35 protein-coding genes and 1 tRNA gene are annotated in these 23,510 nt (G+C 60.2%); 27 read left to right on the top strand and 9 right to left on the bottom strand.

The genetic code is table 11. The features are described 5' to 3' along the window. Window positions 1-36: 36 nt before the first annotated feature. The 21 genes from JOE69_RS14280 to JOE69_RS14180 all read left to right on the top strand — a co-directional run bounded on the left by JOE69_RS14280 (window position 37) and on the right by JOE69_RS14180 (window position 15,226). Entirely contained in the window at window positions 37-1,005 is a 969-nt protein-coding gene (locus JOE69_RS14280; RefSeq protein WP_309799781.1) for a hypothetical protein, read from the top strand. A 46-nt stretch (window positions 1,006-1,051) separates the two neighbouring features. After that, window positions 1,052-1,690 carry a hypothetical protein gene (locus JOE69_RS14275; RefSeq protein ID WP_309799779.1) on the top strand — a complete coding sequence of 213 codons (639 nt, stop codon included), beginning with the start codon at window positions 1,052-1,054 and terminating at the stop codon, window positions 1,688-1,690. Window positions 1,691-1,694: 4 nt separating this feature from the next. Continuing rightward, window positions 1,695-2,102: a head decoration protein gene (locus tag JOE69_RS14270; RefSeq protein WP_309799776.1), complete on the top strand. Its 408-nt coding sequence runs from the start codon at window positions 1,695-1,697 to the stop codon at window positions 2,100-2,102. Between the two features lie 7 nt (window positions 2,103-2,109). Continuing rightward, on the top strand, window positions 2,110-3,123 hold the full coding sequence (locus tag JOE69_RS14265) for a major capsid protein (RefSeq protein ID WP_309799774.1): 1,014 nt from the start codon (window positions 2,110-2,112) through the stop codon (window positions 3,121-3,123). Between the two features lie 253 nt (window positions 3,124-3,376). Beyond that, the gene (locus tag JOE69_RS14260) at window positions 3,377-3,763 is read left to right on the top strand and encodes a Gp19/Gp15/Gp42 family protein (protein ID WP_309799773.1); all 387 of its coding nucleotides are present in this window, start codon (window positions 3,377-3,379) and stop codon (window positions 3,761-3,763) included. Beyond that, the gene (locus JOE69_RS14255) at window positions 3,763-4,101 is read left to right on the top strand and encodes a hypothetical protein (protein WP_309799771.1); all 339 of its coding nucleotides are present in this window, start codon (window positions 3,763-3,765) and stop codon (window positions 4,099-4,101) included. Before JOE69_RS14260 ends, JOE69_RS14255 begins: the two co-directional genes overlap by 1 nt. Next, a complete protein-coding gene (locus tag JOE69_RS14250; RefSeq protein ID WP_309799769.1) occupies window positions 4,098-4,448 on the top strand; it encodes a DUF5403 family protein in 351 nt (116 codons plus the stop codon). Before JOE69_RS14255 ends, JOE69_RS14250 begins: the two co-directional genes overlap by 4 nt. Continuing rightward, the gene (locus tag JOE69_RS14245; protein ID WP_309799767.1) at window positions 4,445-4,882 is read left to right on the top strand and encodes a hypothetical protein; all 438 of its coding nucleotides are present in this window, start codon (window positions 4,445-4,447) and stop codon (window positions 4,880-4,882) included. Before JOE69_RS14250 ends, JOE69_RS14245 begins: the two co-directional genes overlap by 4 nt. Window positions 4,883-4,907: 25 nt before the next feature. After that, window positions 4,908-5,507, top strand: coding sequence for a phage tail tube protein (locus tag JOE69_RS14240; RefSeq protein ID WP_309799764.1), 600 nt, complete (start codon window positions 4,908-4,910; stop codon window positions 5,505-5,507). Beyond that, complete coding sequence (locus JOE69_RS14235) at window positions 5,507-5,860, top strand: hypothetical protein (protein WP_309799761.1); 354 nt, start codon at window positions 5,507-5,509, stop codon at window positions 5,858-5,860. Before JOE69_RS14240 ends, JOE69_RS14235 begins: the two co-directional genes overlap by 1 nt. Window positions 5,861-5,910: 50 nt before the next feature. Further along, window positions 5,911-6,231, top strand: a complete 321-nt coding sequence (locus JOE69_RS14230) for a hypothetical protein (RefSeq protein ID WP_309799758.1) — start codon at window positions 5,911-5,913, stop codon at window positions 6,229-6,231. Between the two features lie 17 nt (window positions 6,232-6,248). Beyond that, the gene (locus JOE69_RS14225; RefSeq protein ID WP_309799756.1) at window positions 6,249-9,020 is read left to right on the top strand and encodes a phage tail protein; all 2,772 of its coding nucleotides are present in this window, start codon (window positions 6,249-6,251) and stop codon (window positions 9,018-9,020) included. Beyond that, window positions 9,017-9,907 carry a phage tail family protein gene (locus JOE69_RS14220; RefSeq protein ID WP_309799754.1) on the top strand — a complete coding sequence of 297 codons (891 nt, stop codon included), beginning with the start codon at window positions 9,017-9,019 and terminating at the stop codon, window positions 9,905-9,907. The genes JOE69_RS14225 and JOE69_RS14220 overlap by 4 nt, the downstream gene beginning before the upstream one ends. After that, complete coding sequence (locus JOE69_RS14215; protein ID WP_309799753.1) at window positions 9,898-11,034, top strand: hypothetical protein; 1,137 nt, start codon at window positions 9,898-9,900, stop codon at window positions 11,032-11,034. The genes JOE69_RS14220 and JOE69_RS14215 overlap by 10 nt, the downstream gene beginning before the upstream one ends. A 17-nt stretch (window positions 11,035-11,051) precedes the next feature. Then, window positions 11,052-11,723 (top strand): hypothetical protein, encoded by a 672-nt coding sequence (locus JOE69_RS14210; protein ID WP_309799752.1) that lies wholly within the window; start codon window positions 11,052-11,054, stop codon window positions 11,721-11,723. An 8-nt stretch (window positions 11,724-11,731) separates the two neighbouring features. Continuing rightward, the gene (locus JOE69_RS14205; RefSeq protein ID WP_309799751.1) at window positions 11,732-12,793 is read left to right on the top strand and encodes a hypothetical protein; all 1,062 of its coding nucleotides are present in this window, start codon (window positions 11,732-11,734) and stop codon (window positions 12,791-12,793) included. Further along, window positions 12,793-13,194, top strand: a complete 402-nt coding sequence (locus JOE69_RS14200; RefSeq protein ID WP_309796872.1) for a hypothetical protein — start codon at window positions 12,793-12,795, stop codon at window positions 13,192-13,194. The genes JOE69_RS14205 and JOE69_RS14200 overlap by 1 nt, the downstream gene beginning before the upstream one ends. A 3-nt stretch (window positions 13,195-13,197) precedes the next feature. Next, window positions 13,198-14,034, top strand: a complete 837-nt coding sequence (locus JOE69_RS14195; RefSeq protein WP_309796874.1) for a peptidoglycan recognition protein family protein — start codon at window positions 13,198-13,200, stop codon at window positions 14,032-14,034. Next, window positions 14,034-14,297 carry a holin gene (locus JOE69_RS14190; RefSeq protein WP_309796875.1) on the top strand — a complete coding sequence of 88 codons (264 nt, stop codon included), beginning with the start codon at window positions 14,034-14,036 and terminating at the stop codon, window positions 14,295-14,297. The genes JOE69_RS14195 and JOE69_RS14190 overlap by 1 nt, the downstream gene beginning before the upstream one ends. A gap of 25 nt (window positions 14,298-14,322) precedes the next feature. Continuing rightward, complete coding sequence (locus JOE69_RS14185) at window positions 14,323-14,571, top strand: hypothetical protein (protein ID WP_309796877.1); 249 nt, start codon at window positions 14,323-14,325, stop codon at window positions 14,569-14,571. A 337-nt stretch (window positions 14,572-14,908) separates the two neighbouring features. Continuing rightward, on the top strand, window positions 14,909-15,226 hold the full coding sequence (locus JOE69_RS14180; RefSeq protein ID WP_309796879.1) for a hypothetical protein: 318 nt from the start codon (window positions 14,909-14,911) through the stop codon (window positions 15,224-15,226). 52 nt (window positions 15,227-15,278) lie between these two features. On the opposite strand, the gene JOE69_RS14175 is transcribed toward JOE69_RS14180, so the two are convergent. The 4 genes from JOE69_RS14175 to JOE69_RS14160 all read right to left on the bottom strand — a co-directional run bounded on the left by JOE69_RS14175 (window position 15,279) and on the right by JOE69_RS14160 (window position 16,572). Then, on the bottom strand, window positions 15,279-15,428 hold the full coding sequence (locus tag JOE69_RS14175; RefSeq protein ID WP_309796881.1) for a hypothetical protein: 150 nt from the start codon (window positions 15,426-15,428) through the stop codon (window positions 15,279-15,281). Further along, window positions 15,425-15,997: a hypothetical protein gene (locus tag JOE69_RS14170; RefSeq protein WP_309796883.1), complete on the bottom strand. Its 573-nt coding sequence runs from the start codon at window positions 15,995-15,997 to the stop codon at window positions 15,425-15,427. Before JOE69_RS14170 ends, JOE69_RS14175 begins: the two co-directional genes overlap by 4 nt. Then, a complete protein-coding gene (locus tag JOE69_RS14165; RefSeq protein ID WP_309796885.1) occupies window positions 15,990-16,328 on the bottom strand; it encodes a helix-turn-helix domain-containing protein in 339 nt (112 codons plus the stop codon). The genes JOE69_RS14170 and JOE69_RS14165 overlap by 8 nt, the downstream gene beginning before the upstream one ends. A 61-nt stretch (window positions 16,329-16,389) precedes the next feature. After that, complete coding sequence (locus JOE69_RS14160; RefSeq protein ID WP_309796888.1) at window positions 16,390-16,572, bottom strand: hypothetical protein; 183 nt, start codon at window positions 16,570-16,572, stop codon at window positions 16,390-16,392. A 162-nt stretch (window positions 16,573-16,734) separates the two neighbouring features. On the opposite strand from JOE69_RS14160, the gene JOE69_RS14155 reads away from it, so the two are divergent. Both JOE69_RS14155 and JOE69_RS14150 read left to right on the top strand, forming a co-directional pair. Beyond that, entirely contained in the window at window positions 16,735-17,067 is a 333-nt protein-coding gene (locus tag JOE69_RS14155) for a hypothetical protein (protein WP_309799749.1), read from the top strand. Beyond that, a complete protein-coding gene (locus tag JOE69_RS14150; protein WP_309799747.1) occupies window positions 17,064-17,321 on the top strand; it encodes a hypothetical protein in 258 nt (85 codons plus the stop codon). The genes JOE69_RS14155 and JOE69_RS14150 overlap by 4 nt, the downstream gene beginning before the upstream one ends. Here JOE69_RS14150 and JOE69_RS14145 read toward each other — a convergent pair. Further along, entirely contained in the window at window positions 17,311-18,366 is a 1,056-nt protein-coding gene (locus JOE69_RS14145) for a tyrosine-type recombinase/integrase (protein WP_309799744.1), read from the bottom strand. The genes JOE69_RS14150 and JOE69_RS14145 overlap by 11 nt on opposite strands. A 191-nt stretch (window positions 18,367-18,557) precedes the next feature. After that, window positions 18,558-18,633, bottom strand: a tRNA-Ala gene (locus JOE69_RS14140). A gap of 112 nt (window positions 18,634-18,745) precedes the next feature. On the opposite strand from JOE69_RS14140, the gene JOE69_RS14135 reads away from it, so the two are divergent. Then, complete coding sequence (locus tag JOE69_RS14135) at window positions 18,746-19,168, top strand: VOC family protein (protein WP_309799742.1); 423 nt, start codon at window positions 18,746-18,748, stop codon at window positions 19,166-19,168. A gap of 33 nt (window positions 19,169-19,201) precedes the next feature. Here the strand turns inward: JOE69_RS14135 and JOE69_RS14130 are convergent, their stop codons facing one another. The 3 genes from JOE69_RS14130 to galU form a co-directional block, all read right to left on the bottom strand. Beyond that, window positions 19,202-20,092 carry a hypothetical protein gene (locus JOE69_RS14130; RefSeq protein WP_309799740.1) on the bottom strand — a complete coding sequence of 297 codons (891 nt, stop codon included), beginning with the start codon at window positions 20,090-20,092 and terminating at the stop codon, window positions 19,202-19,204. Window positions 20,093-20,212: 120 nt separating this feature from the next. After that, a complete protein-coding gene (locus JOE69_RS14125; RefSeq protein ID WP_309799738.1) occupies window positions 20,213-20,824 on the bottom strand; it encodes a GNAT family N-acetyltransferase in 612 nt (203 codons plus the stop codon). A gap of 3 nt (window positions 20,825-20,827) precedes the next feature. After that, window positions 20,828-21,730, bottom strand: coding sequence for a UTP--glucose-1-phosphate uridylyltransferase GalU (gene galU, locus JOE69_RS14120; protein WP_309799736.1), 903 nt, complete (start codon window positions 21,728-21,730; stop codon window positions 20,828-20,830). A 37-nt stretch (window positions 21,731-21,767) separates the two neighbouring features. On the opposite strand from galU, the gene JOE69_RS14115 reads away from it, so the two are divergent. From JOE69_RS14115 to JOE69_RS14105, 3 genes are all read left to right on the top strand, one after another. Beyond that, a complete protein-coding gene (locus JOE69_RS14115) occupies window positions 21,768-22,388 on the top strand; it encodes a 5-formyltetrahydrofolate cyclo-ligase (protein ID WP_309799735.1) in 621 nt (206 codons plus the stop codon). Between the two features lie 62 nt (window positions 22,389-22,450). After that, window positions 22,451-22,714: an FmdB family zinc ribbon protein gene (locus tag JOE69_RS14110; RefSeq protein ID WP_309799733.1), complete on the top strand. Its 264-nt coding sequence runs from the start codon at window positions 22,451-22,453 to the stop codon at window positions 22,712-22,714. A gap of 100 nt (window positions 22,715-22,814) precedes the next feature. Then, window positions 22,815-23,492: an RcpC/CpaB family pilus assembly protein gene (locus JOE69_RS14105; protein ID WP_309799731.1), complete on the top strand. Its 678-nt coding sequence runs from the start codon at window positions 22,815-22,817 to the stop codon at window positions 23,490-23,492. Window positions 23,493-23,510 lie beyond the last annotated feature (18 nt).

Below are 23,510 nucleotides of genomic sequence, written 5' to 3'. Positions count from 1 at the left end.
GAAAGCCTATTCGCCAGGCTGTCTAGGCAACACACCGTGCAACGGGCAGCCATCCAGAGCAGGCTGCTCAGCCAGCTTCTCACGCTCTGGTCCAGGCCGATCTACAACGACCCACCAACGGTGGCCTCATACGCGGCCCGGAGTGCAACCCTGGTTGGGGCCGCATTGACAGCGGTCAGCAAGTCGCAGAGCGCCTACCTTTCACTCGTCCTCGGCGCAATGGGCTTACCCGCTCGGCAGCCACGAACAGCGACCGTTTATCCGCGTTCGGGTACGACGGTCTTGGACGTCTACCGGCGCCCCGAACAACAGGTGCGTTGGGAATTGTCTCAGGGCCGCAGTTCCGAAGCAGCTGTGAACGCAGCGATTCGACGGGTGACAGCTCTCGCCACCGATGACGTCTCGGCAGCGGCGAGAGACCAAACAAAAGCGACTTTGAGCGCCCAACCGAAAGTCGTCGGCTACCGGCGGATGATTCACCCTGAACTGTCCAAAACCGGTTCGTGTGGTTTGTGCGTGGTGGCGTCCACCAACTTCTACACCGTCAAAGACTTGATGCCGTTGCACACTTTATGCAAGTGCGGGGTCATGCCGATCACGAAAGGCTTGGACCCGGGACTGAAACTCAACGCCGACGATCTCCAAAAGTTCTACGACGCCGCAGGCTCAACCGCTGCGGAGGACCTTGTTAGGACCAGAGTGGTTGTCCACGAAAACGGCGAGCTCGGCCCCATATTACGCAGGGAAGGCGACTCGTTCCGCACGCCGGCCATGGCAGGTTCCGAGCCGTACACGGCCCCGACGGTTGAGGATGACAAAAACTCAGCCCGGGCCATGATCAACGCAGCCCAGGCAACCATCGAAGAGCTTCAGTCCAGGCTCGCTGCGGGCGAAACATTCACGGAGACGCGGATGGGTAACCGCTCGGTCAGAGTCGATAACCGTCAAGGGGTCGCCTTCAACCAAGCCTTGATCGAACGGCAGAAGCAAAAGCTTGCCGCCTAATTTCGCGCTGCGTCACGCAACGCATTTCTACAGTCATGGAGAAAACATGGACACCAAAGCCGCCAACACCGTCGAGACGGCAGCAGCTCTGACGGCTGCCGTTGAACCAGGTGTTGTTACCAGCACGGCCAGTGAGCATTACGACAACGAGCTGGGCTTCCCCGCTAACACCCCTTTGGCCGAGATGGACGCGACGCAACGGGAAGCCTACTGGCGTTTTCATGCCAAGAAGCACGAAAAAACTGCGAAAAGCCGCGGCGACTATGACGCGTTGAAAGCCGAGCTTCAGTCCGTGAAAGACCAGGCCAAAACGGACGAGGAACGTCTCCTCGAAGACGCCCGCCGCGAAGGAGAAAAGACCGGCTCTCACCGGTTTTTGAAGGCGGCGATCCGCGGGGAGATTCGCGCCAACGCACCACATCTCCCGGCGACAGACATCGACTCGTTGGTCGAAATCATCGCACCAGAAGCGCTCCTGGATTCGGCCGGCAACATCGACGCCGCGAAAATCCAGAACATCATCGAATCGTTGGTACCAAAACCGGCGCCAGCCGCTGCGAACCAACAGCCGAAAGATTCCTACACCAGCACTGTTGACAGTTTCCGCCACGGAGGTTCAGCAGCTGGCTCCATTGCCGCTCTCAAGCAGCAGTACAAAGAACAAAACCTCAAAACAAAGGAGTAAGATCGTGGATTTCTCGATCAAAACAACCGTTGTTGGTGGCGGAGACTACCGGTGGTTGGGCAGCAAACACGCCCGCGATACCGCCGATTCGTGCACCATCGACGTGAGCTTGCTGACCGCAAAAACCCACTACGACGCCAACGGTGTCGTCCCTTCCGGGCTCCCCTTGGGTAAGGTCACCGTTTCGAAAAAGTACGGACCGTTCGACCCGGCAGCAACCGATGGGCGTGAAGTCCTTGAAGGTTTCCTACTGGAACCGGTGCAGCTCGAAGCCAACTTCAACGGTCTTGCGACTGCGAACGCGGCCGGCGCTTTGCTGCGGCACGCCATCATCAACACCGCATTCGTGCCAACCGCCCCTGCCCTGTCCGGTGAAACCAAAACCACCGGCGATTTCGTTTTCGTGAAGTGAGGCTGAGATGACTATCAATCAGGATTTCCGCACCGCCGTCCAGCTGACAGCCACCGCACGCGCCGCATCCGAAAACCTCTCAGGGGGCTTGTTCCTGGAACAGTATCTTCCGTCAAGGGAGAATGCGACGCTGAGCTACGAGCTTGCAGACACTTCGCAGGCCCAAATCGACTCCGCAGAATTCCGGGCCTTCGACACTGAAGCACCTTACGGTCGCACGGTCGGCAACCTCACCAAATCCGGTAAGCTGCCCCCGATCTCGAAGAAGCTGCCGGTCAGTGAACTTTCCCAGCTGCGGATGATGGGCCAGGCGGACGCGCTCGGTGTCTCGTTGGAACGCTACGCCGCCCAGCTCGGGCAAGAAGTTGCAGTTCGTTTGGAACTGGCACGGGGCGAGGCCATCGAAAAGGGCAAGCTGACGCTCAATGAGAACGGGCTCCAGTTCACCATCGATTACGGTCGCCGCCCAGACCACACCGCGGCTGCTGCGGTGAAGTGGGATCAGGAAACCGCCAAGCCTTTGGATGACATCCTGAACTGGGTTCAGGCTTACACGGCGAACACTGGAACGGCTCCGGAGAACTTGCTGATTTCACGCCGGACTTTGTCGTATCTGTCGAAGAACAAGGACTTGATCCAGGCAGCGGTTGGCAACAGCAATGCGCCGTCACGGGTCAGCTTCAACGACGTTATTTCTACGCTCGCCTCCTACGGGATCGGGCAGACGATCGTCTTCGACAAAGCCTACGGCGGCAAGCGTGTGGTCGCGGATAATGTGGCCGTCTTCCTGCCAACTCCCGGGGGTGCCACGGTGCTCGGAGGTGTTTTAGGCACCACCGACTACGGCATTCCTGCCGAGGCATTGAAACCGTCTTACGGCATCCCGGCCAGTGAGCAGGCAGGTATTTTCTGTGGCTCCTTCGAACGGACCGACCCTGAAGGTCTCGACGTCCTGGCGTCAGCAATCGCGCTCCCTGTTTTGCAAAACGCGAACGCATCCTTTGCTGCGACGGTGCTGTGATGGCTAAAAATCTCAAAGCCACCGTGTACTTGCAATCGTCTAAAGGCGTTGTCGCGTTCGGGCCCGGCGACGTTGTTCCGGGCTGGGCTCACAAGCTCATCACCAACCCGGACGTTTGGGACGGGCCCGCTGACGAAAACGATGCCGGCACCCCGCCGGCAGGCCAAGAAACGGTCCTCGCTGAACCGGTCCCGCAGTCGGTCTCCCCTGAAACGGGCGAACCCGAAGCCTAGAAATCGTTGAGGTGTGACTCATGGATATCACCATCAAAGACATCGCCGACGGTTTCGAAGACGACATCAACGATTTTCCGGCTGGCTTCGTTCAGAAGAAGCTCACACAGGCACTGGCTCTCATTGAGAAAAAGTGTCCGGGCGCCATGTCCCGAGTCGATTCCGGAAAGTTGGACAAAGATTTGTTCCTGATGGTCCTGGAGAACATGGTTTTTCGTGTTCTCCGGGCACCTGAAGGGTTCAAAAGCGAATCCGAGGGCAACTACTCCTATGACCGATTCCCGACAGCAGCATCAGCCGACCTGTGGATAACCGATAAGGAACTGGAAATCCTCGGCTGCCCCGGCAAAACCATGTTCTCCTACGGCACCGCGGGCTTGGGCCTCGACCGTGGCTGGGGGAACTGATGCTCCTGGACCGTGGCCGGCACAAAGTGTTGGTCATCCCCCAGGTTGGGAAGAAGGACAGCGCGAACGCCTGGGGCTGGACCGACCTTCCCGCAGTTGAGGTCAAAGGCTTGCACATCGAAAAGGTCAGCACCGATGAAACAACCGCGCTCAACAGCCAAGTCGCCACCGTGTACCGGGTGATCGGTCGCGGCCCCTGGCCGGGCGGGGTGAAATCCATTGTCCAGTGGATGGGCCGTGACTGGGACCAGCTCGGCGAGGCCATGGTTTACGGCAACGGCAGGCGCACCCAACATTTTGACGTTCTCATTCAGGCGCGCAAAGCCAAGGGGGTGTGACCGTGGCTAACGTTTATCGAGGCCTGGGTACGCAGGTGGCGAAAATGCCTGAACTGCAACCGTCTTTGGACGCTGCAGCGTTGAAAGTCCTGGCACTGGTCACCGCCCAGGCGGGCCAACACGCCAAAACCGGTGACTATGTTCGCGGCCTGAAAATTGAGAACGTCCGCGGAAAGAAAGGCGTCCGGGACCGCCTGGTGGTCGCCACCGACCCGAACTCGATCAGCATCGAACTCGGTCACCTCACCCGGCCATTGGGTGAAGGCGTGGCCGGCCCGCGCCGGTGGGTGCCCGGCTTGCGAATCATGGGCACCGCTTTGACCCGGCTACCGAAGGCTGACCGTTGAACCGGGTCACCGTCGATGCCGAAGTTCTTTTCGTCCGTCTCCTCGAACAGGCACTACCTGGTGCTTCTGTGCAGGCTTCTGCGGACGTGGGAGACATCGACGCACTGCCGCTGGTGATAGTCACCGCCGGCAACGGTGCCATGGTCTCCAACGGCGCCGCAGGACTGGCCTGGGAATGGCAGATCGACGTTTCGATCATCTGTGACGGCGATTCAGAACGTTCTTCCCGCGACAACGCCTCGGCCCTGGCCGACCGAACATACGCGGCAATGCACGGCTTCCACGACAGCGGAGCATCAATCCCGGGCATCGGTGCCGTCACCTACATGGAGGATGTGTCGATGCCTTCCCGCACCACAACAACGGTGCTCAACGCCGGCGGCCTATCCCAATACGACGGCACTTTCAGCGCCATCGTGCGCCACAGCAACTAAACAACCATTCACTTTTGGAGGAATCATGGGCTTGAACGCCGCCGCCACCATCATCCCCGGTAAAGGCACCGTTTTCCTTGCCGAACCGGGAACCGCTTTTCCCGACTATTTGACTCTTGACCCGCTCAAACCACCGACCGGGTGGGACACCTTGGGGCACACGTCCCGTGACAACAACGTTGCCCTGTCCAAGGACGGCGGGGATGCGACCGTGAACGGTTCGTGGTGGGCTGAGGCGCTTCGAACAACCTATGCGTCCACGAACTGGTCGCTGACTGCGAACTCGTTGCAAATCGACAAAACCACGCTAGCGACCGCGTTCGGCGGCGGAGTACTAGACGATGCTGAGGGCTCCTACAGCGTCAGGCAGATCGTGCCCCAAGCCAAAGCGGTCATGGTCCTCATGATTGATGGCACCGGGCGTATGGCCTTCGGCGTCCCCAACACCACAGTCTCGATCGGTGAAGCACCGTCGATCGATCCGACAAAGTTTTTCGAAGTGCAGTTGTCCTTCCAAATCCTGGACGACCCCACAACAGGGGAAAAGTTCCGCATCTTCCACCCGGCTTTGAAAATGGCTGCCGCACCTGCCGGCTCTGGTGCGGCAGCCTCTGGAGGCAACTAATGACCGCCCCGCGCAAACCGCAAGACCACCAGAGCAAAGCCCCGGTCGAAGATTTCGAATCCACACCTGGCTGGCAGTTCCTCAAGCCGGTCAGCGAAGTTGACGGCTTCGATCAGACCGAGCTCATCGGCTGGCTTGACGATCTTGGCCTGATTAGTGACGATGCTGCGACCGTCCACCCGAACCTGCGAGAAGTCGCGAACTTCGGGCGGTTCCTGCGTGATCGTTTCGCCAAAGACCCCGAAGGTCTGACCGAGTTCACCAAGGGCCGTGACGGTTACCAGCGTGTCATCACCTTGGCGATGAATTACGGGGTCTATGTGGGAAAACTCGAAGGCTCCGGGAGCAACTAGCGGCTGATCCTGAGATCGTTTCAGATCTTCTGGCGCTTTACTGCTTTGACGTGAACGACGTTTACGCCGGCAATAAGCGCCTCAGTTCGTTGCTCATCTTGACGGAGCGCCTGTACGCCGAACCGGCTTCACATTATCGGGCGAAAATCCTTGGCGGCCCCCACTTCATTGGCTGGGGGCCGGACACCTACAAGTCAGCCGAAATAGTTGATGCGGTCAACTTCGCGGCAGTAGCAATTGTCCAAGCTTTGACGCAGAAACGGGTGGACGTGCCGCCCCCTGCTTGGCGGCCGCAGCACCAAGCACCGCCGACACCGTCGATTGCCGAGTTCGACGCAGCATCACTGGCTCAAGCCTTGGGCCAGTCCTAACCGAAATGAGGCCAGCCGTGGTGACAAGAAGCGCTGGCAGGGTCTCCATCCGGGTACTGCCCGACACCCGCGGGCTTAGGGACGATCTGCTCAAAGCTTTGCGCCGGATCGAAGCCTCCATGACGTTGAAAGTCACGACGGAGCCGGTCATCGACAACACGGCCTTGTTGAAGGTCAAACGGCAGATCGAAGACATCTCCCCCGAGGTCAAGGTCGATGTTGATGCGGGGAGTGCGTCAGCGCGCATGGCTTTGTTGGCACGCACCCGGCAGTCGACCATCAAAGTTGATCTTGATCGGGCGTCCTTCTCAGCCGCGGCGACCGCGTTGGCCCGACTTTCCGGGGCCCGCGTCCTGTCCAATGGCATCCAAAACGTTCGACAGTCGTTGGAGAATTTTGACCAGCTCGCCCTAACCATCGGGAAAGTTGTCACCCTGGGCGCCGCCTTGTCCTCGGTGCTTCTGGCGGCCTCTTCGAGCGCTGTTCTGCTCGGCGGCGGCCTTGTTCAGGCGCTCGGTGCCGGGGTGGCTTTGCCCGGCATTTTGACTGGCATGGCTGTCGGTGCCGGTGTGATGATCGCTGCACTTAAAGACACCAAAACGGTTTTGGCAGATCTGGGCCCGGCGTTCAAGCGAATGCAGGACTCGATCAGCACCAAGTTCTGGGCCGAAGCGGCAGCCCCTATCCGTTCCCTGGCTTCCTCTGTCCTGCCCTCACTGCGTCAAGGGTTCGATGAGGTAGCCACGGCCCAGGGGCGGTTCTTTGCCGAAGCGGCGAACCAGCTCAAAAACAATTTGACGCCGGCAGTTCTTGGAACACAGTTCAGTTTCCTCACCGAATCAATCAACATCGCTAAAGGCGCGCTTGCGCCACTAGTCTCAGCGATGACCACTCTCGGAACAGTGGGCGGGGCGTATCTGCCCCGCCTAGCGCAATGGTTTACGAACCTCTCTGCACGCTTTGGTGACTACATCCAGGCCCAGGCCGCAAGTGGTGGGTTGAAAGCTTTCGTGGAGAACGGCATCACCGCACTGTCGCAACTCAAAACCGTCATCGTCAGCGTCGGGGGCATCCTCGGTGGACTTTTCGCTGGTGCGCAAGCCGGTGGCGGCGCCGGTTTGGGGTCATTGGCTTCAGGTTTGCAGAAGGTCGCTGACGTGGCGAATAGCCCGGCGTTTGTGAATGGTTTGGCTACGATTTTCCGAGGCGCGAACGCCGGTGCCGCAGCGCTGTTCTCCGCGTTGGCGCCCATCGGTAACCTCCTGGTGTATTTGGGTCCGACAATCTCCAACGTTCTCTCAACCGTCGGATCCACGCTTGGCCAGTTGGCCGCAGCCATTGCATCGGCCCTGGCGTCTCCAGCTTTCGCCGCAGGACTTACCGGCCTTGTTTCCGGTGTCCGGGCAGCGATCACCGGTTTGTTGCCCGCGTTGGGGCCGATCAGCAACGCGTTGGGTGCGTTGGGTGCTTTGGCCGGGTCTTTGCTGTCTATCATCGGCCCGGTGGCTGGCCAATTGTTGGCAGCGTTCGCTCCGGTTGTGACGATTCTGGCAGGGGCGCTGTCTCCAGTACTTCAAGCACTCAGCACGACGGTGCTTCCCATCCTGGGTCAGGCGTTCGCGCTGGTAGGTACTTTCATTGCACAGGCCTTGGCGGCATTGTCTCCGCTGTTGATGATGCTCGCGACCTCATTGGTTCCCGTGCTGAAGAACGTTGGAAGTCAGATACTTCCGGTAGTTGGTTCGATGCTGGCCGCTATGCTGCCCGTTTTTGGGCAACTTGTGGCTGCGCTCTCACCCGTAATCGCGAGCCTGGTCGGCCAACTGGCGCCGATCATCTCTGAACTGGTGAGCACCCTATTGCCGCCATTTACACAGGTTTTCATGGCAGTTGTTCCGGTCTTGCAGGCTGTTATCGCTGCCATCGCACCGCTAGTAGCTGTTTTCGCCTCGGCGCTGTTGCCGATCATCCAGGCTTTGATGCCGGTAGTACAGACAGTTTTTGGTGCCATCGCGAACATCATCACCGCGATCATGCCGGTCATCCAAGGCGTCATCCAAGTTGTGACTGGTGCCATTTCCGGCAACTGGTCGATGGTTTGGACCGGCATCGGAAACATTTTCTCCGGGATCTGGAACACCATCGGCGCTGTCGTCACTGGCGTCATCAGCACCATCGCCTCGGTGATCAGGGGCGGGCTTGACCTGATCTACAGTTTCGTCAGCCGCACCCTAGGCAACATCGGTGGCTTCTTCGCTGATACGTGGCGGAACATCCTCGGCGGCGTCGGGAACTTTGTTGCCGGGTTCATCGGGTTTTTCAATGATCTACCGGTGAAACTTGGCATCGCCTTGGCGAAGGCAGGCAGCTGGCTTTTCGATATTGGTCGGAACATCGTCCAAGGGCTGATCGACGGAGCCGGTTCTTTGCTGAAAAATCTTGGAAACTTCTTCCTCGACTTGGTGCCGGAATTCATCAGGGGACCTTTCAAACAGGCGTTGGGTATCGCCTCGCCGTCGAAAGTGTTCCGTGGCTACGGCGTGAACATCGGTGAAGGCCTCGTCTTGGGCGTCGAAGACATGGAAAGCAAAATCGCCAGCACCATGACCGGGCTGGTCACCGTGCCAGCGCTTCCGGACATGTCTCCAGACGTCCGAGGCGTAGGTACCGGTGGGAGCGGCGGGGTGAACCTGAATCTCACGCTCAACCCGCAACCGGGCATGTCCGATGTGACCATTGGTCAGGCGGCGGCCAGGGAGCTGATCAACGCGTTCGGAGGCCTCACTTGATTCCTTCCCATGTGTTGTTAGCTCCAGAAAAGGTGCATTTCAGTCTGCTGGACCGAATCTATAACCGTCCAAACACAAATGTCGAAATCGTTTTGGACAAGGACGGGTTGCTTGGTTGGAAAGGCTCCCCCAGCATGCGCCGGGAAACTATTCCGCGGCTGGGCTTCCCGGGTAGTTTCTCTGTCAACGGTGTGAAAGATGAGCGGCTGATCTCCGTAGCAGCCACCGCCTACTGCGACAACGAACTGACTGCGGATGACCTTGAGGACGAACTGGCGGCGATCCTCGCCGACGGCACTGAGGGTGTACTCACCGTCACGGAAGGTCGGAAAGCCCCACGGTGGGTGAGCGCCTGGCTAGCAACCGAGATCAGGGTCTCCCGCCCAAGCCTGACCATGGTGCGATTCTCCTACCAAGTGGTTGCACCGAACCCGCGAAAGTTCGGCGCAACACTGGCAGGGGCTACCGAGCCTTTCAGCAGCGGCGGCGGACTCTACACCATGCCATTGTTCGGGTCTCCCGCCGCTCCGGGCATTTTGGATTTCGGGAACGTCGGTTCCGTGGGGACGGTTTCGATCAAAAACTTGGGCACCGCGGACACCGCACCCAAGTTCACGATCACCGGGTCCATCCCGGAAGGTTTGCAAATCATCCGGCAAGACACCGGCGACGTTCTGCAATACGTCGGCGTCGTTCTCCCAGGTCAGACCCTGCTCATGGACTCCGACAGCGGGTCGGTGACCCTTGACGGTGAGGACCGTGGAGCCCAACTGATCGGTCGAGGATGGTCGCGGGTGTTCGGCGGAAGCACTGCAACGTGGCTTTTCCTGGCACCAAATGCATCCGGCGCCAATCTGACCGTGGAGGTGCCCCCCGCATGGTGGTGAACGGGTTCGAAGTCTTCACGGCCGACACCAAAACAGGCCTGATTAGCGCCTTCCTACCGGTGGCCGGACTCAGTTGGGGCATACGCCTGAATGGCCCCGGAACCGTGTCGGTGAAGATCCCCACGAATGCCAAAGAAGTCGCCCACCTCAACGTGGCTTCTGTGACGGAACGACAGAAACAGTCCCTCGGCGTGGTGTATGAGGGCAAGATCTTGGAATGCGGGCCGATCGTCACCAAAAAGTTCGACCCAGAAACAGGGCTCCTACAAGTTGATGCGGAAGGGCTTTGGTCGCTGCTCCACGACCGGGTGGCACTGAACTGGAAGCAGCTACTCGCAGGTACGAAAATTTCTGAAACCTCGATCGCCTTAACGAGGATGACGCACGGCTCAATCGCTAGGGAACTGGTCCGCTCCTCCATCCAAGACAATCCCCTGGGCAGCCTTCCTATCGTCCTTCCACCCGATATTCCCGGCACAAGGGTGAAAACCTATGACGGCTACGAGGCTCCGGTGCTGGGCGAGGCCCTGACAAACCTAACCCAGGCGAAGAACGGGCCCGACATTCGGTTCCGACCAGAATTCGCACCAAAAGACAACAGATATGTGCAATGGCTCATGGAGGTCGGCACCGAAGAGAAGCCGTACCTTTCCCAGCAAGGCGATCCGTTCTTTTGGGATGGGACGGTCGAAAAGTCCGGGGTCATAGGGTTCGCTGCCGAGGAGACCGGCAAAAACCTCACTACCCGGGCCTATCAGCCCGGTGCCGGTGAGGGACGGGGAAGAAGGTTCGGCCTGGCCCAAGACTTGGGCATGGTCAATGTCGGCTACCCGTGGACGGATAGGGTGTTGGCCGGCATGGACGTGCTCGGTGAAGACCTCCTGAACGAGTACGCAGCCCAATACATCACCGTCAATCGTGGAGCCCTGACCTCTTGGACGGTGACCGTTTCCGCCGAAACCGCGCCACGGCTGGGGACGTACTTGCCGGGCGACTTCGCGCGACTTTTCATCCCACAAGACCATCCGATCATCCCCGGCGGTCTAGCACCTGCCCGGATCATGGCCATTGACGGTGACGGAACTGACCAGGTCAAACTAACCTTCGCCCCAGTGAGGTCAATTTGAGTGAGATACCAAGATCAGTGCCAGAGCCCGACCCGAACCGGCGACTTGCAGCGAAAATCAAAGACCTTGAGGCCCAAATTGCGGCACTGAGGTCTGCCGCTTCATTGCGAAGTGCAACCATCAGCGACGGCGACGGGCTGACCATCCTCGACGCGAACGGCAACCCGGTCGTGCACCTGGGTCCGAGCCTTTACGCCGACCCAACCCAACCCGGCGTCGAGGTCAAGACAAAGGACGGTCGATGGGTTCCCCTGGCTTCCACAGCGGCGGGCGCAAGGTCAGCAACGGACCCAGGTCAGCTTGCCGTAAACGCACCAGTAGGCCAGTCGGTTGGGTGGCTTGACGCCGGTCCAGATGTCACGTTTACCACCTATACCGGGAACATCACAGTCATTTTGACGGCCAATGTCACTCAGGAAGGCTACCGCGCTACCTCTTACGCCTCCTACCGGCTGCTCTCCGGCGGGATCACCCAAAACACTGAGCAAGGCATTGTCGTCGGAAACGTCGTCTCGGCGGGCATGGGCGGACCGAAAAATAGCTTCGCATACTCCCGGAACCACCAAATAGCGCCAGGCACTTACACACTCCGCATGACTTACTTCGGCACTGCCGGAGTCTCCCAACAAAACGGCGGCGATCTGAACGCCACCTACCAGTCCCGCACCATCATCGTGATCCCCAATTAGGAGGCATCATGCCAGTAGAACGTGGCCTCTTCATTCCACAGACGGGAACATCCCCGAACTTTCAGGGCACCAACCCGCTCCAGGCCAGGCTCGCTTTCGCCGGCATGCTCGCAGAAAACTCTTCCGGCAGCCCACGACCGGGCCTTCTCATGCCAACGGCTACGCTCGTCGTCACCGGCACCAGCGACATGTCTTACAACGTGGCCGCAGTGAACGTCGTCACCACCCGTGCTGCAGCGGCTGGCGCTTACGTCTTCTCCACGACGGGTACAACCAACAGGAAGACAACACCAGCGCCAGGGGCAAACTCACGCTACGACATCATCTGGACGAAGCAGAACGACACCCAGTACGGTGACGCGGACAATACTGCAGAAATTTACGTCACCCAGGGCACACCCGCGGCTGCCCCAGTCAAGCCTGCACCCAGTCTGAACGGCAACCCTGTACAGGGTGCACTTGTCCTGGCCGAAGCTCTTGTACAGACTGGTGCCACCGCAACCAACTCTTCCTTAGTCCAAATCAGCCAGGTTTGGCGATACACAGTCCCACGCGGCGCACCTATCCCTGTCCGAAACCTGACAGAACTCAACGAGATAACCCCCGGCCCAGGTGTCATCGTCCAGCGGTTAGACCTGGGTGGGGTGATCGAAGTATGGGATGCAGGTTCCTTCTCGTACAGCAAAGGGAAACAGTTCTCCTGGCTGCGCGCACCCGAAGTCAAATGGGGTTCCACCAAAACGAAAATCGGCGCCCTCGGCTCGGTGCAGGACATCAACAACAACTTCTGTTCCCCCGCTGGGGTCGAATCGGGTTTCAGAATCACCCTTCCCGGGCTCTACAACGTCGAAATGTTCTTAGCCGGCAACAACAAACCAGGAGCCGGTGTCGCCACGCTCTACCGTGACGGGGTCCGCTACACGGAAGCCGGGATCGGTTCGACAGGGTCTTGGTGCGGGATTCTGAGCACCATAATCTACGTCACTGGTACGTCCGATATCAGTGTCGATGGTTCATCAGCGACCGATTGGTTCATGGTCCCGAACTTCCGTATCACCAGGCTCGGCTGATGGGTTGGGGTGAATGGGCCGCCCTGGCCACCATCACGACAGCGGCAGCAGGGGGCGCTATTTTCATCGTCAAAGTCATCATCCCGTACCTGCGGAAAATCGGTCGAGTCATCGACCGCATAGGCGGGGTGGATGCTGACCCCAAAACCGGTCAAGCGCGCATCCCCTCGATCTTCGAAGACCTCGCTGACCTGAAAACCCGCCTTGACGGACAAGACGCCGTGCTCGAAACGATCCGACACGAAGTCGAATACAACAACGGGACATCAATCAAAGACAGCCAAAGGCGTCAAGAAACCGACACCCGCGACCTGAAAAACAGCTTCGATGACCTGAAAAAAGCTTTCGAAGACCACACATCAGCGCCCACAACCACAGTGAACAACAAACAGGGAGGCTGACCAATGACATACACTCTCGAAACCCAATACACGTCCAAGAACTTCACCCCCGCCGCTCAGGTGCCGGCCATCTTCGGAATGCCCCGGACGATCACCGGAATCACAATCCACCACTGGGGCGGTCTGGGTCAGCTCTTTGAAACCGTCCGCCAATGGCTGTGCACCAACAACGTCCCAACCTCGGCGCACTACATCGTCCAAGCAGGGCTAGTGTCCTGCATCGTAGCCCCAGAAAATGCGGCTTGGCATGCCGGCACGGCACGCGGCAACGCCACCACCATCGGCATCGAATGCCGTCCGGAAGCCACAGACGAAGACTACGCCACCGTCGCCGAGCTTATCCGTGACCTACGCGCCACCTACGGCGACCTTCCGCTCTTCAAGCATTCGGACTGGATTCCGACAGCATGCCCTGGGGTATGGGACCTGCCCCGACTCGATGCACTCGCCCGAAACCAACCCCCCACAGAAAAGGACTGGTTCGACATGGCCAACCTCGATGACCTGAAACAAGCAATCCGTGAAACTGACAACGAGAAATTCTCCCGCCAAGGATCCGTAGGCGGTCAAATGTCCAAGCAAGACTTCTTCGCTTGGTTCGACGCGACCATGGCCTCCGCCGTTCGCCAAGCAGCATCAGCCGCAGCGCAAGCAGTCCTCAATACCCCGATCCCCCGTATCGGCGGCGGGACGATCACCTTGGCAACGATGGCCGCCTACTCCGACGCGAACCGGGAAGCGGGACAGCAAGTACAAACTAGCCTTGTCGAGCAGGCTGTGAAGGCGGCGCTGACTGATGGCACGGTGAAAGTCGATGTGTCCGTGACGGGGGGCAAGTAATGCTGACTTTAGCTTTCTGGGCGGCTGCTTTCGAGCGGGCCGTCAAAACCGTCGCCCAGGCTGCGATCGCGCTGATCGGTACCGGCTCGGTCGGCTTCACGGACCTTAACTGGTGGCAGATCGCTTCCGTGTCCGGGGTTGCCGGAATCGTCTCGATCCTGACCTCCCTGGCCTCTGGTGGATTCACTGACGGGACACCCTCCACTGGGACCCTGGAAACCACCGACGGCACCCGCCTGGCCGGACGCCGGGCAAAACGCTAGCCGAGCACCTTCCAAGGAGGTCAAAATGTCACCACCCGGTACCGTGAAAATCGCACTCGCCGCCACCTACCTGGACGGCTCCCCGGCACGTGGGGTTTTGCAGGTGAAGTACGACGGCGGACCCATGAGCGCCGGAAACGTCGGGTCCAAAGGCCCACGCGGGGCCGGGGCTGGTGTCTTCTACGTCACCACCGCGTCCCAGAAATCCCAATTCGTGTGCACACGTTACACCGATGACCCATGGCCGTCCAAACTCCCCGGCAGACCCGCCTAGACCTATGGAGATCGACCTTGCAGGTTGAATGCTCGAGCACTTAGTCGTATAGTGAAAGTTCGCGTAGTCCATGGGGAAGGGGCCGCATGGGGTACTGGAAGAAGCACCCTGTCAAGGAGTTGAACGCTCTCCTCGGCGAGTATCACGAGGCGGGATGGGAGATCATAGACCCGCCCAAATATTACAAAGTCAAGTGCCCCTGTGGGGGTCATATGCGATCCATACATCTCACTCCCAGCAACCCGAACTATGCTAGGGATTGCATCAAATGGCTTTATCGGCAAGATTGCTACACGGGGAAGGTGGTGGCTAGACGATGATTATGCTCACGCACTCAATGGAATTCAAGCTCAGCGGACACAGCGACATGGAATCTGAATTCACACGCTTCGCTGATGCCCTGATCGACCTGGAAGCATCTGTACCCGGGATGCTCGACTCCTCCGTATGGATGGACGCAAAGCAGCGAAAGCTCGGTGTGACCATCACGGTAGAAGATCAAGACCAAGCCCGCGCCGAGTCGCTGGCTTTCTCCTGCATCATGACAGCGGTCCACGTCGCTGGTGGCCGCGCTGTCGAAATTCCCAGCAGCGAACCCGAGCAAATCCCTTGGGAAGAAGTCGCGGCAGCAAGGCAGTCCGAGCTAGTCGGCTAAGAGCACCATACGATTAGCCCCCGCCCCCACCGGGCGGGGGCTAATTTTGTGTCTACCGGTGTACCTTCATGTGCAGGAAGGTACACCCTTCTGGGTTGAGGGCTTTGAGCTGCTCAACAGCATCATCCGGATAGACATCGCGCTCGATTGTCGCGTCGCTGAGGATGCCGTCGGGGTCGCGGAAGGTGCCAATGATTCTCACGATTCCAGCGTATCGTCTTGGTCGCGTTGTGTTTTGCGCTTGCGGGCTAGGTACCGGCGTCGGTTGGCTACGGCCGCATAGGTACGCCCCAGGCTCCTTGCGATGTCTTCGATCTTGAATCTACGGTCCAGCGCCTTTTCGTCTTCGTCGGCAGTCCACGGCTGCCCATGCTCCACCGCGCAGGCCTGGGTGCGCTCCAGCCGCGCGGAGAGAGTGACCGCCGCAGCCTTACGGCAAGCCGGGCAAGGGCATAGCGGGCCGGGTGAGTGCTCCCCTGCTTCCCAAGCGTCGATGGCTCGCTTTCGGGCGTTCTGGTACTCGGCCTGCCTGTAGTCCCGGCGGGCGTTTTTACATAGCTCACACCTGCACCCAGCCTTCCAGCGGGCCGGGATACCGTGCCTTTCCGGCTGCTTCACCTTTCCGCTGAAGCCAGCTTGCCTTAGAAGGACTTCAACCCTTGTGGTTGAGAGTCGCATTTCTTTGGCGATTTGCGGGCCGGTCATCCCGCGCTCTCTCAGCTCGGCGACGCGTGCGAGCTGCTGAGCCGTGCGCGGGCGCTGGTTAGCCATGCTCCGCCCAGTCGAGTATGGCGTCCGGGAATCGGTCAATCACGCGCGCCCCTAAAGCGAGGTACCAGCCCTTCGGTTTCGGCCCAGCAGGTAAATGGATCGGGGTGCCTGCGACGGCAGCCACAAGGAGTCGGGAAACCTCACGGTCGTGGACTTCTCGAAGATCAAGCAGGGCGCGCACCAGCCCTTCACGGGGCGAGAAGCGGCCACGCTCCCAATCACGAACCGCGCTGATCCCTACGCCAAGCTCATCAGCGAGTTCGCTGAGCGTCAGCCCGATCAGCTTCCTTGTCGCAGCGACCTCAGCTGATGACATTTTCAGATCAGACATCTCCACCCCTTCCAGGTGAGAACGTGCCCCACCCTTTAGCGGGTGGGGCACGTTCTTTGCTTTAGCGTGCGTGACGCTCTACGACGGTCCAAAACTCATCGGCGTCAACCTCCGCGACATTCCAGCAACCGGCGATGTCATGAAGGTCGGAAGCGATGGCTTCGACGTTGAAGTCTTCGCGGCTGGCGTCGCCGTTCTCGATGGCGGAGATGACGTATTCTGCGGCGGTTGCGTTGGTGAACATGTGGCCCTCCTGGGCTTCGTAGCTGGGAGCTTCCCTCCCTTGCTGATACAACAATCATAACACACACTTTTTGGGTGTTGCAAGTGTTTCGTTGAAAACTTCCTCCGCCGCCTCAAGTTCGAACACTTGTTCGAACAGTGCTCCCGGTCTTACACTGCGGTTGTGGGGACGAATCGACGCTACGCGGACCATTACGACAAGCTGCACGCCCAACGTGTGGCCGACGCGGCGCGCCGTGAAAGACCCATCGCCATGACTTGGCCGCAGGTGATTTCCAAGGGCGACAAAATCACCTGGATCCCCAGCAGTGAAGAGCGGCCGCACGTGAAAGCCTGGATCAACTTCCCCTCACAGGCCGTCCAGGTCAAAGCCTTCGTCACCGGCTGGTCACCGTGCGCCGTGGAGATCGACTTCTTCCACAAGCCTTCATTCACCCAGTACAAGATCTGGGTATGGGCCAACGCGGTCACCCGCATCACCAAGGACCGATCATGAAGCACCTGCCGCACAGCATTGACGACTACACGCTCCGCAAAAGCGTGGAAACCTTCCGGATCGCTGAGCCCTTCGCGGTCACGGTAGTGCTGCCAATGCCCGACTACACAACCCAGGAAGCCCAAGGAGTCGCCCTGGAGTACGTTCCGGGGCCGTGGGGTGCCGTCAGGGTCGCAATCCCCTGGCCAGACGCCCCAGACGGTGTACTGGACCAGTGGTACGACTCCGACCGAGTGACCACGATCAGGGAGTAAGTTCTGGTAGCCCTATTGGCGGGCTCGCCTCAAGGACAGCTTGGGCGATTGCAGCGGACTTGAACAGCGCATCAGGCAGCAAGTGTCCGTAGGTGTTCGAAGTAGTGACGATTGATTCGTGTCCGAGACGACGTGAGAGCGTGAAGATGTCCATGCCCCCGGCGATCATCCACGATGCATGAGTGTGCCGGATGTCATGAATTCGTGGGCGGTCATTCCCTCGCAAGCCTGCGGCTTCGCATGCCGGGTACCACGCAGTCCTGTACAAGTTGGCTGGACGGATGACTCCACCGCGCTTCAGCGTGAATACGAAGCCACCGTTCGCATTCTCAACCAACGGACGGATAGATTCAGCCGTAGAAGGCGCGATAGATACCGTGCGGCGGCTGCGTCTGGTTTTTGGTGGCCCGATCAGGTAGCCCCCTGAAGCTGAACGCTTCCAGGTTTTGTCCACTTTAACCAACGATGTCGGTTGATCAAGCATGAAGTCTTCTTCTCCGAGTACGGTTGCTTCGTTGAGCCTGAACCCGGTACCAATCAGCAAGTCGAAAAATGGGATGAAACTTGGGTCCATTTGCGCCATGATTGCCGCCCAGATTTCATACGTCATCGGACTCATGCCGTCCGTGACCCGCATATCTTTGGGCAGCCTGACGCCTTTGCATGGATTCGTTACCAAGTGCCCGTCGTGGATTGCGGTCGTGAGCATGGCAGACAGCAGACCTCTTATGTCAGCAATGGTCTTCGGGGATAGTCCACGAGATTCCATCCATCGCATCCATTCGATCACGTCGTCTCGATTGAACCCGGATACCTTTCGATCAGCAATTTCTGAGAAGTACAGGCGAACGTTATCTCGATACTTCTTGAGCGTAAATTTCTCGGTTCCCATGAGCTGTCCGATGTGACGTTCGAATGCCTCCTCGACAGTAGGGCCGGACTCTTTTGACCGAGCAATCTCGGCTTCAATTGCCTTCAGCGAACCCCTATTCGCGTCGAGGCGTCGCTTCCATTCTTCTGCCTCTACGCGACTTGCGTAGGTCATCGACTGGGCTTTGCCATTGAGGTCCGGGTCATACCATCGGACTCGCCACCTTGGGGGCTTCTCGTCGCGATTGATTCTGCTAATTGAGGCCATGCTTCATCGTCTCACCGGGCACCGACAGGATTTTCGGGCACAAAGATCGAAATTTCGGTCACATCTTCGACAAAACGAGCCTCTGACCTGCGGGTTTATGGTGGAGCATAGGAGATTCGAACTCCTGACCTCTTCGATGCGAACGAAGCGCGCTACCAACTGCGCCAATGCCCCGTATGGACCGCTAACGATCCAAGCTCAACTAGCCTACGCCACTGTCAGCATCGGACCAAAATCGCAGGTTACACTGACCGCATGGAGCAACGCCTCACCTGGCACGCTCGCGGTGAACGACATCCCGGCGGCCAAAACCTTCTACCTGAAAAAGCTCGGCTGGCAGGCCAGCTATCAGGACGACACCGTGCTGATGCTCCGGGTGGCGCCCAGCGTGGTGCTCTCCTTTTGGGCGATCGAAGAGTTCATCGAAGAAGTCGGCCCGGTCTCTGCCGGCGACGCCCCGATAACCTTGGCCTACAACTGCCGGACTGAGCACGACGTCGATGCGGTCCTCCGGCGCGCGATGGCAACCGGCGGCACGCGCCTCAAACCGGGCAGCAAGCGCTCCTGGCGCGGCTACTCGGTCTATTTCTCAGACCCCAACGGCTATCGCTGGGAAGTGGCCTGGAACCCTTCGGAAATGGGCGAAGACCTGTTGGATCAGGCCGAGGCAGGGCAAACCAGTCAAAGCCCCTTGGAAGCCGCGCACTGATCCGCACACGCTGACCGGCGCGGACCGCAATGCTCAGGCGCGGCGGCGCTGCAGCACGTCGTCGAGGTTGTTCAGCGCTGCGGCGTTCTTCTCCGTATTGCCTGCGGACTTCTTCGCCGTCGGCTGTGCCACGCCGGCTTCGGCCTTCTTGATCGAGGTCCGGGCTGCGGCCTTGGGCTGCTCCGGAAGGTCCAGAGGCGCCGGAGCGGGCCGTTCGGCCTTGGCTGCCTCGACGTAGCTCGGCTTGGGCACCGCGACCGGCTCCCAGGTGCCATCGTCTTTGACTTTGGCGCCATCGGCCACCGCCAACGCCGCGCTGCGCAATTGCGCCGCAGTCAACGGGGCCGGCGACTCCGGTGCGGCGCTCTGCTGCGCATCGAAAAGTTCCGCGGGCTTCATTTCTGCCGGAACGGTCTTCGACGCCGAGATCACGGTCTGGGTTTCCGGAACTGCGCCCATGGCCTCGCGGAAGGCGCCTTCGACGCGCTGCTTCCGGTCCCGGATGGCCAAGGTCCGCAAAGCCGCAACCGAAGCCACGAGCGCCAGGAATGCCAGCACCGGAACCCAAATCGTCCAGACTCCGGCAATCCGCAGCACCAGTCCGAGCAGCAGGGTCGGCACGGCCAGCGCGCCGACCAGGGCGATCGCGAGCCGATCGTATTTGATCTTGAACGGGGTCGCCGTACGCGCTCCGGTAGCCACGGATTCGTTCGTGCCAGTCATAGCAGCCTCCTGCGGCCCCGGGGAATGCATCGTCATTTTCATCGGTTCGAAATCGATCGCGGTCTCATCCGAATCGTCCATCATGGTGACCGGTACCGGATTTTGCTTTTTGCGCAGACGCAAAAAGAACGGCGCGACCCAGATCAGCCACAACGCCACCGCTATTGCCAAAATGACTGAGGTATTGAGCGGCGCGTTCACTCTCCAACTTTAAAACGCAGCGACCGCGCAGACCGGGTAGCCGCCGGGTGTGTCGAGCGGAATCTCAACAATCTTCAGGCCGCGCCGGAACAAAACGGTCCATTCGGCTCCGGGCCCCGGTTAACCGCGGATCCGCAGTCGTGAAATGAGCCCGCCGGGGACCTCGTCGGCGGTCAACGCGAAACTGCGGTGATCGGCCCACACACCATTGATGTGCAAGTACTTCGGCCGCAGACCCTCGTCCCGGAAGCCGAGCTTCTCGACCACGCGCAGGCTCGGTGCGTTCTCCGGCCGGATGTTGATTTCCATCCGGTGCAGTCCCAGATTCTGGAAACAGTGGTCAGTCGCCAGGGCCAACGCCGTGGGCACCAAACCGCGTCCGGCCCGGTCCCGGTCCACCCAGTACCCCGCGGTGGCCATCATCGCCGAACCCCAGATGATGTTGCTGACCGTGAGTTGCCCGGCCAGCCTGGCCACGCCGTCGTCGTCCGTTTCGGTGATCACGAACGGCAACGCACTGCCGGCCCGGGCCTGATCGTTCAAGGCGCGCACCATCTCGGAAAAACTGGGCAACCGGCCGCCCGGCTCCGGATTGCTGGCTTCCCAGGGCGTCAACCATTCCCGATTGCGCGCCCGGACTTCATTCCAGGCCTGGCGGTCCCGCTTTTTGATCGGCCGCAACCCCACCGAACCATAACTGAGCGTGGCCGGCCAGATGGCCGCGCCCCGCATGGGTCAGGCTTCCAGTTTCGCGGTGAACTCAGTCAGCCAGGCGCGCAAATCAGCACCGAGATCCTCGTTGTCGCAGCCGAGAGTCACCACAGCCTGCAGATAGCTCAGCTTGTCCCCGGTGTCGTAACGCCTGCCGGAGAAGACCACGCCGTAGACTCCCGAGCCTTCGCCCTCAGCAGTGGCCAGGGTCTGCAAGGCATCGGTGAGCTGGATCTCCCCGCCCCGGCCCGGCGCCGTCTGTTCCAGCACGTCGAAAACCCTCGGGTGCAGCACATAGCGGCCGATGACGGCCAAGTTCGACGGTGCATCTTCGACGGCCGGTTTTTCCACCAGTTGATTGACCCGGACGTAGTCCTTGCCCTCGATCGGGGTCATGTCCACGCTGCCGTAGGCGCTGATTTTCGACGGTTCGACCTCGATCAGGGCGATCACCGATCCGCCGGTCTGCTCCTGGACATCGAGCATCACGGAAAGCAGCGGATCCCGTTCGTCGATCAGATCGTCGCCGAGCAATACCGCGAAGGGCTCGTCCCCCACGTGGGTTTTGGCGCGCAGCACCGCATGCCCCAAACCCTTCGGGTCGCCTTGCCGAACGTAATGGATTTCGCCCAGATCAGTCGCGTGCTGCACCGCTTCCAATTTGCCGGCGTCGCCCTTGGCCTCGAGCAGCCGCTCGATGTTCGGCACTCGGTCGAAATGGTCCTCCAAGGCGCGTTTGTTCCGCCCGGTGATCATCAGAACATCTTCGAGGCCGGCATCGACGGCCTCTTGGACTACATATTGGATGGCAGGCTTGTCCACTACCGGGAGCATTTCCTTGGGCATGGCCTTGGTCGCCGGAAGGAACCTGGTTCCCAAACCGGCGGCAGGAATGACGGCCTTGCGAATTCGTTGCGCTTTGGTCATTGTCCTAGGCTAACCGAGAATGTGGGGAGGAGGCATCATGACCGATTTGACCGAGGCCGAGCGCAAGGCCGAATTGCGGAACCGATCACGCGGACGCCGCGCCTCGCTCAGCGCCGAAAATTTGCGCGAAAAGGCACACGGATTCATCGAAACCGGTCAGGAATTGCTTGAATCATTGGGCCTGGCCGCAGAACGGCGCGCGATCACCGGATATCTCCCGGTTGCCGCCGAGCCCCCGGTGCTGGCAATGCTCGAAATGTTTTCATCCGCCGGTCATCCAATATTCATGCCGGTCTGCGAACCGCAGCGGCAGCTCTCCTGGGTGCTTTGGCATCCCGGCGTCGAGCTGCGGACCAGCGACTTCGGCCCGATCCAGGAACCGGTCGGCGACCGGCACGGGCCGGAGGCCTTGGCGTCGGTCGGCCTGATGGTCTTGCCGGCCCTCGCGGTCGACGGGGAGGGCAACCGGCTGGGCCAAGGCGGCGGATATTACGACCGCGCGCTGTCCCGCGTGCACGAGGCCGGGCAAACTCCGGTTTTGGCTGCGGCCGTCTATTCGGAAGACCTGCTGCCGCCCGGCGGCGTACCGCACGACGCCCTGGACCAACGAGTGCAATTCGCACTGACCCCGGAATTCTTTCGGCCCCTGGAATGTTAGAATCATTAGTTGGGAGCTGGCCCGTGAGGGCCGCATCCGGGAAAGCAATCGGAGGATTCACAGTGCCAACCTACGCTTATGCCTGCAAAGATTGCGGACACAACTTCGACATTCAGCAGTCGTTCAGCGACAGCTCGTTGACGGTCTGCCCGGAATGCGGCGGAAATTTGCGCAAGAAGTTCAATTCGGTCGGTGTCTCGTTCAAGGGCTCCGGCTTCTATTCCACCGACTCGCGCTCGTCGAGTTCGGCCACCGCACCGGCAACTGCGCCTGCGCCTGCCGCATCGACGTCGGAGAGCAAAGCAGCGTCGCCGGCCGCGGGCTGAGTTCCTAGGACTCCTCCTACCCTGCTCTTGGTTTTCGCCTTTCCTGCACATCCGGAGTGAACGCGTCGACCAGGCGGAACTGGTTCAGTAACCTCGCTGCATGGCTTCGGCACCGGACAAACCCCGATTGGCTGCTTTCGCCGGCAGGACCTTCCGACTCGTGCGCCGACGTCGGCGGTTCTTCGCCGCGGTGTTGTTCTGCGCCGCGATCGCGATCGCGGTGAACCAACTCGCGCCCGGCAGCCAAGCCAGCCAAGCCGTGCTTTCCGCGGCCAGAGACTTGCCGTCCGGCACCCGGCTCAGCGCAGCGGACCTGCGTCTGGTCCGCGTCCCGACGTCGTTGCTCCCGGATTCGGCCTTGGCGCAGTTGGACGACGCGACCGGCCAACAGCTTGCCGGGGCGCTCCGCAAGGGGCAGTTGCTGACCGATGCTTCCCTGGTGGGCCAGAGTTTGCTGGCCGGCGCCCCGCCGGGCAGCTCCGCCGTCCCGCTCCGATTGGCGGACCCGGCAACCGCCCAGTTGGTCTCCCCCGGCCAACTGGTCACCGTAGTCGGCACTTCCGACGACGGCACCGGAAGGACCGGAGCCGGAACCGTGCTCGCCACTGCGGTCCCGATCCTGTGGGCGCAGCGCAAAAGCGAGGCCACGTCGAACTGGGCTGCGGTGAAGGACGCCGAAGGCTTGGTGGTGATCGCCGCGACGGCGGAACAGGCCACCGCCTTGGCCGGAGCCGTTGGCCGAATCCGGCTGTCCCTGGTCTTGGTCAGCCCGCCATGAACCCGGTCGACCGATCCA

Source organism: Arthrobacter russicus (assembly GCF_031454135.1).
Lineage (GTDB): Bacteria > Actinomycetota > Actinomycetes > Actinomycetales > Micrococcaceae > Renibacterium > Renibacterium russicum.
The sequence above is the reverse complement of the archived record's forward strand: the minus strand, read 5'-3'. Positions and strand labels throughout refer to the sequence as shown.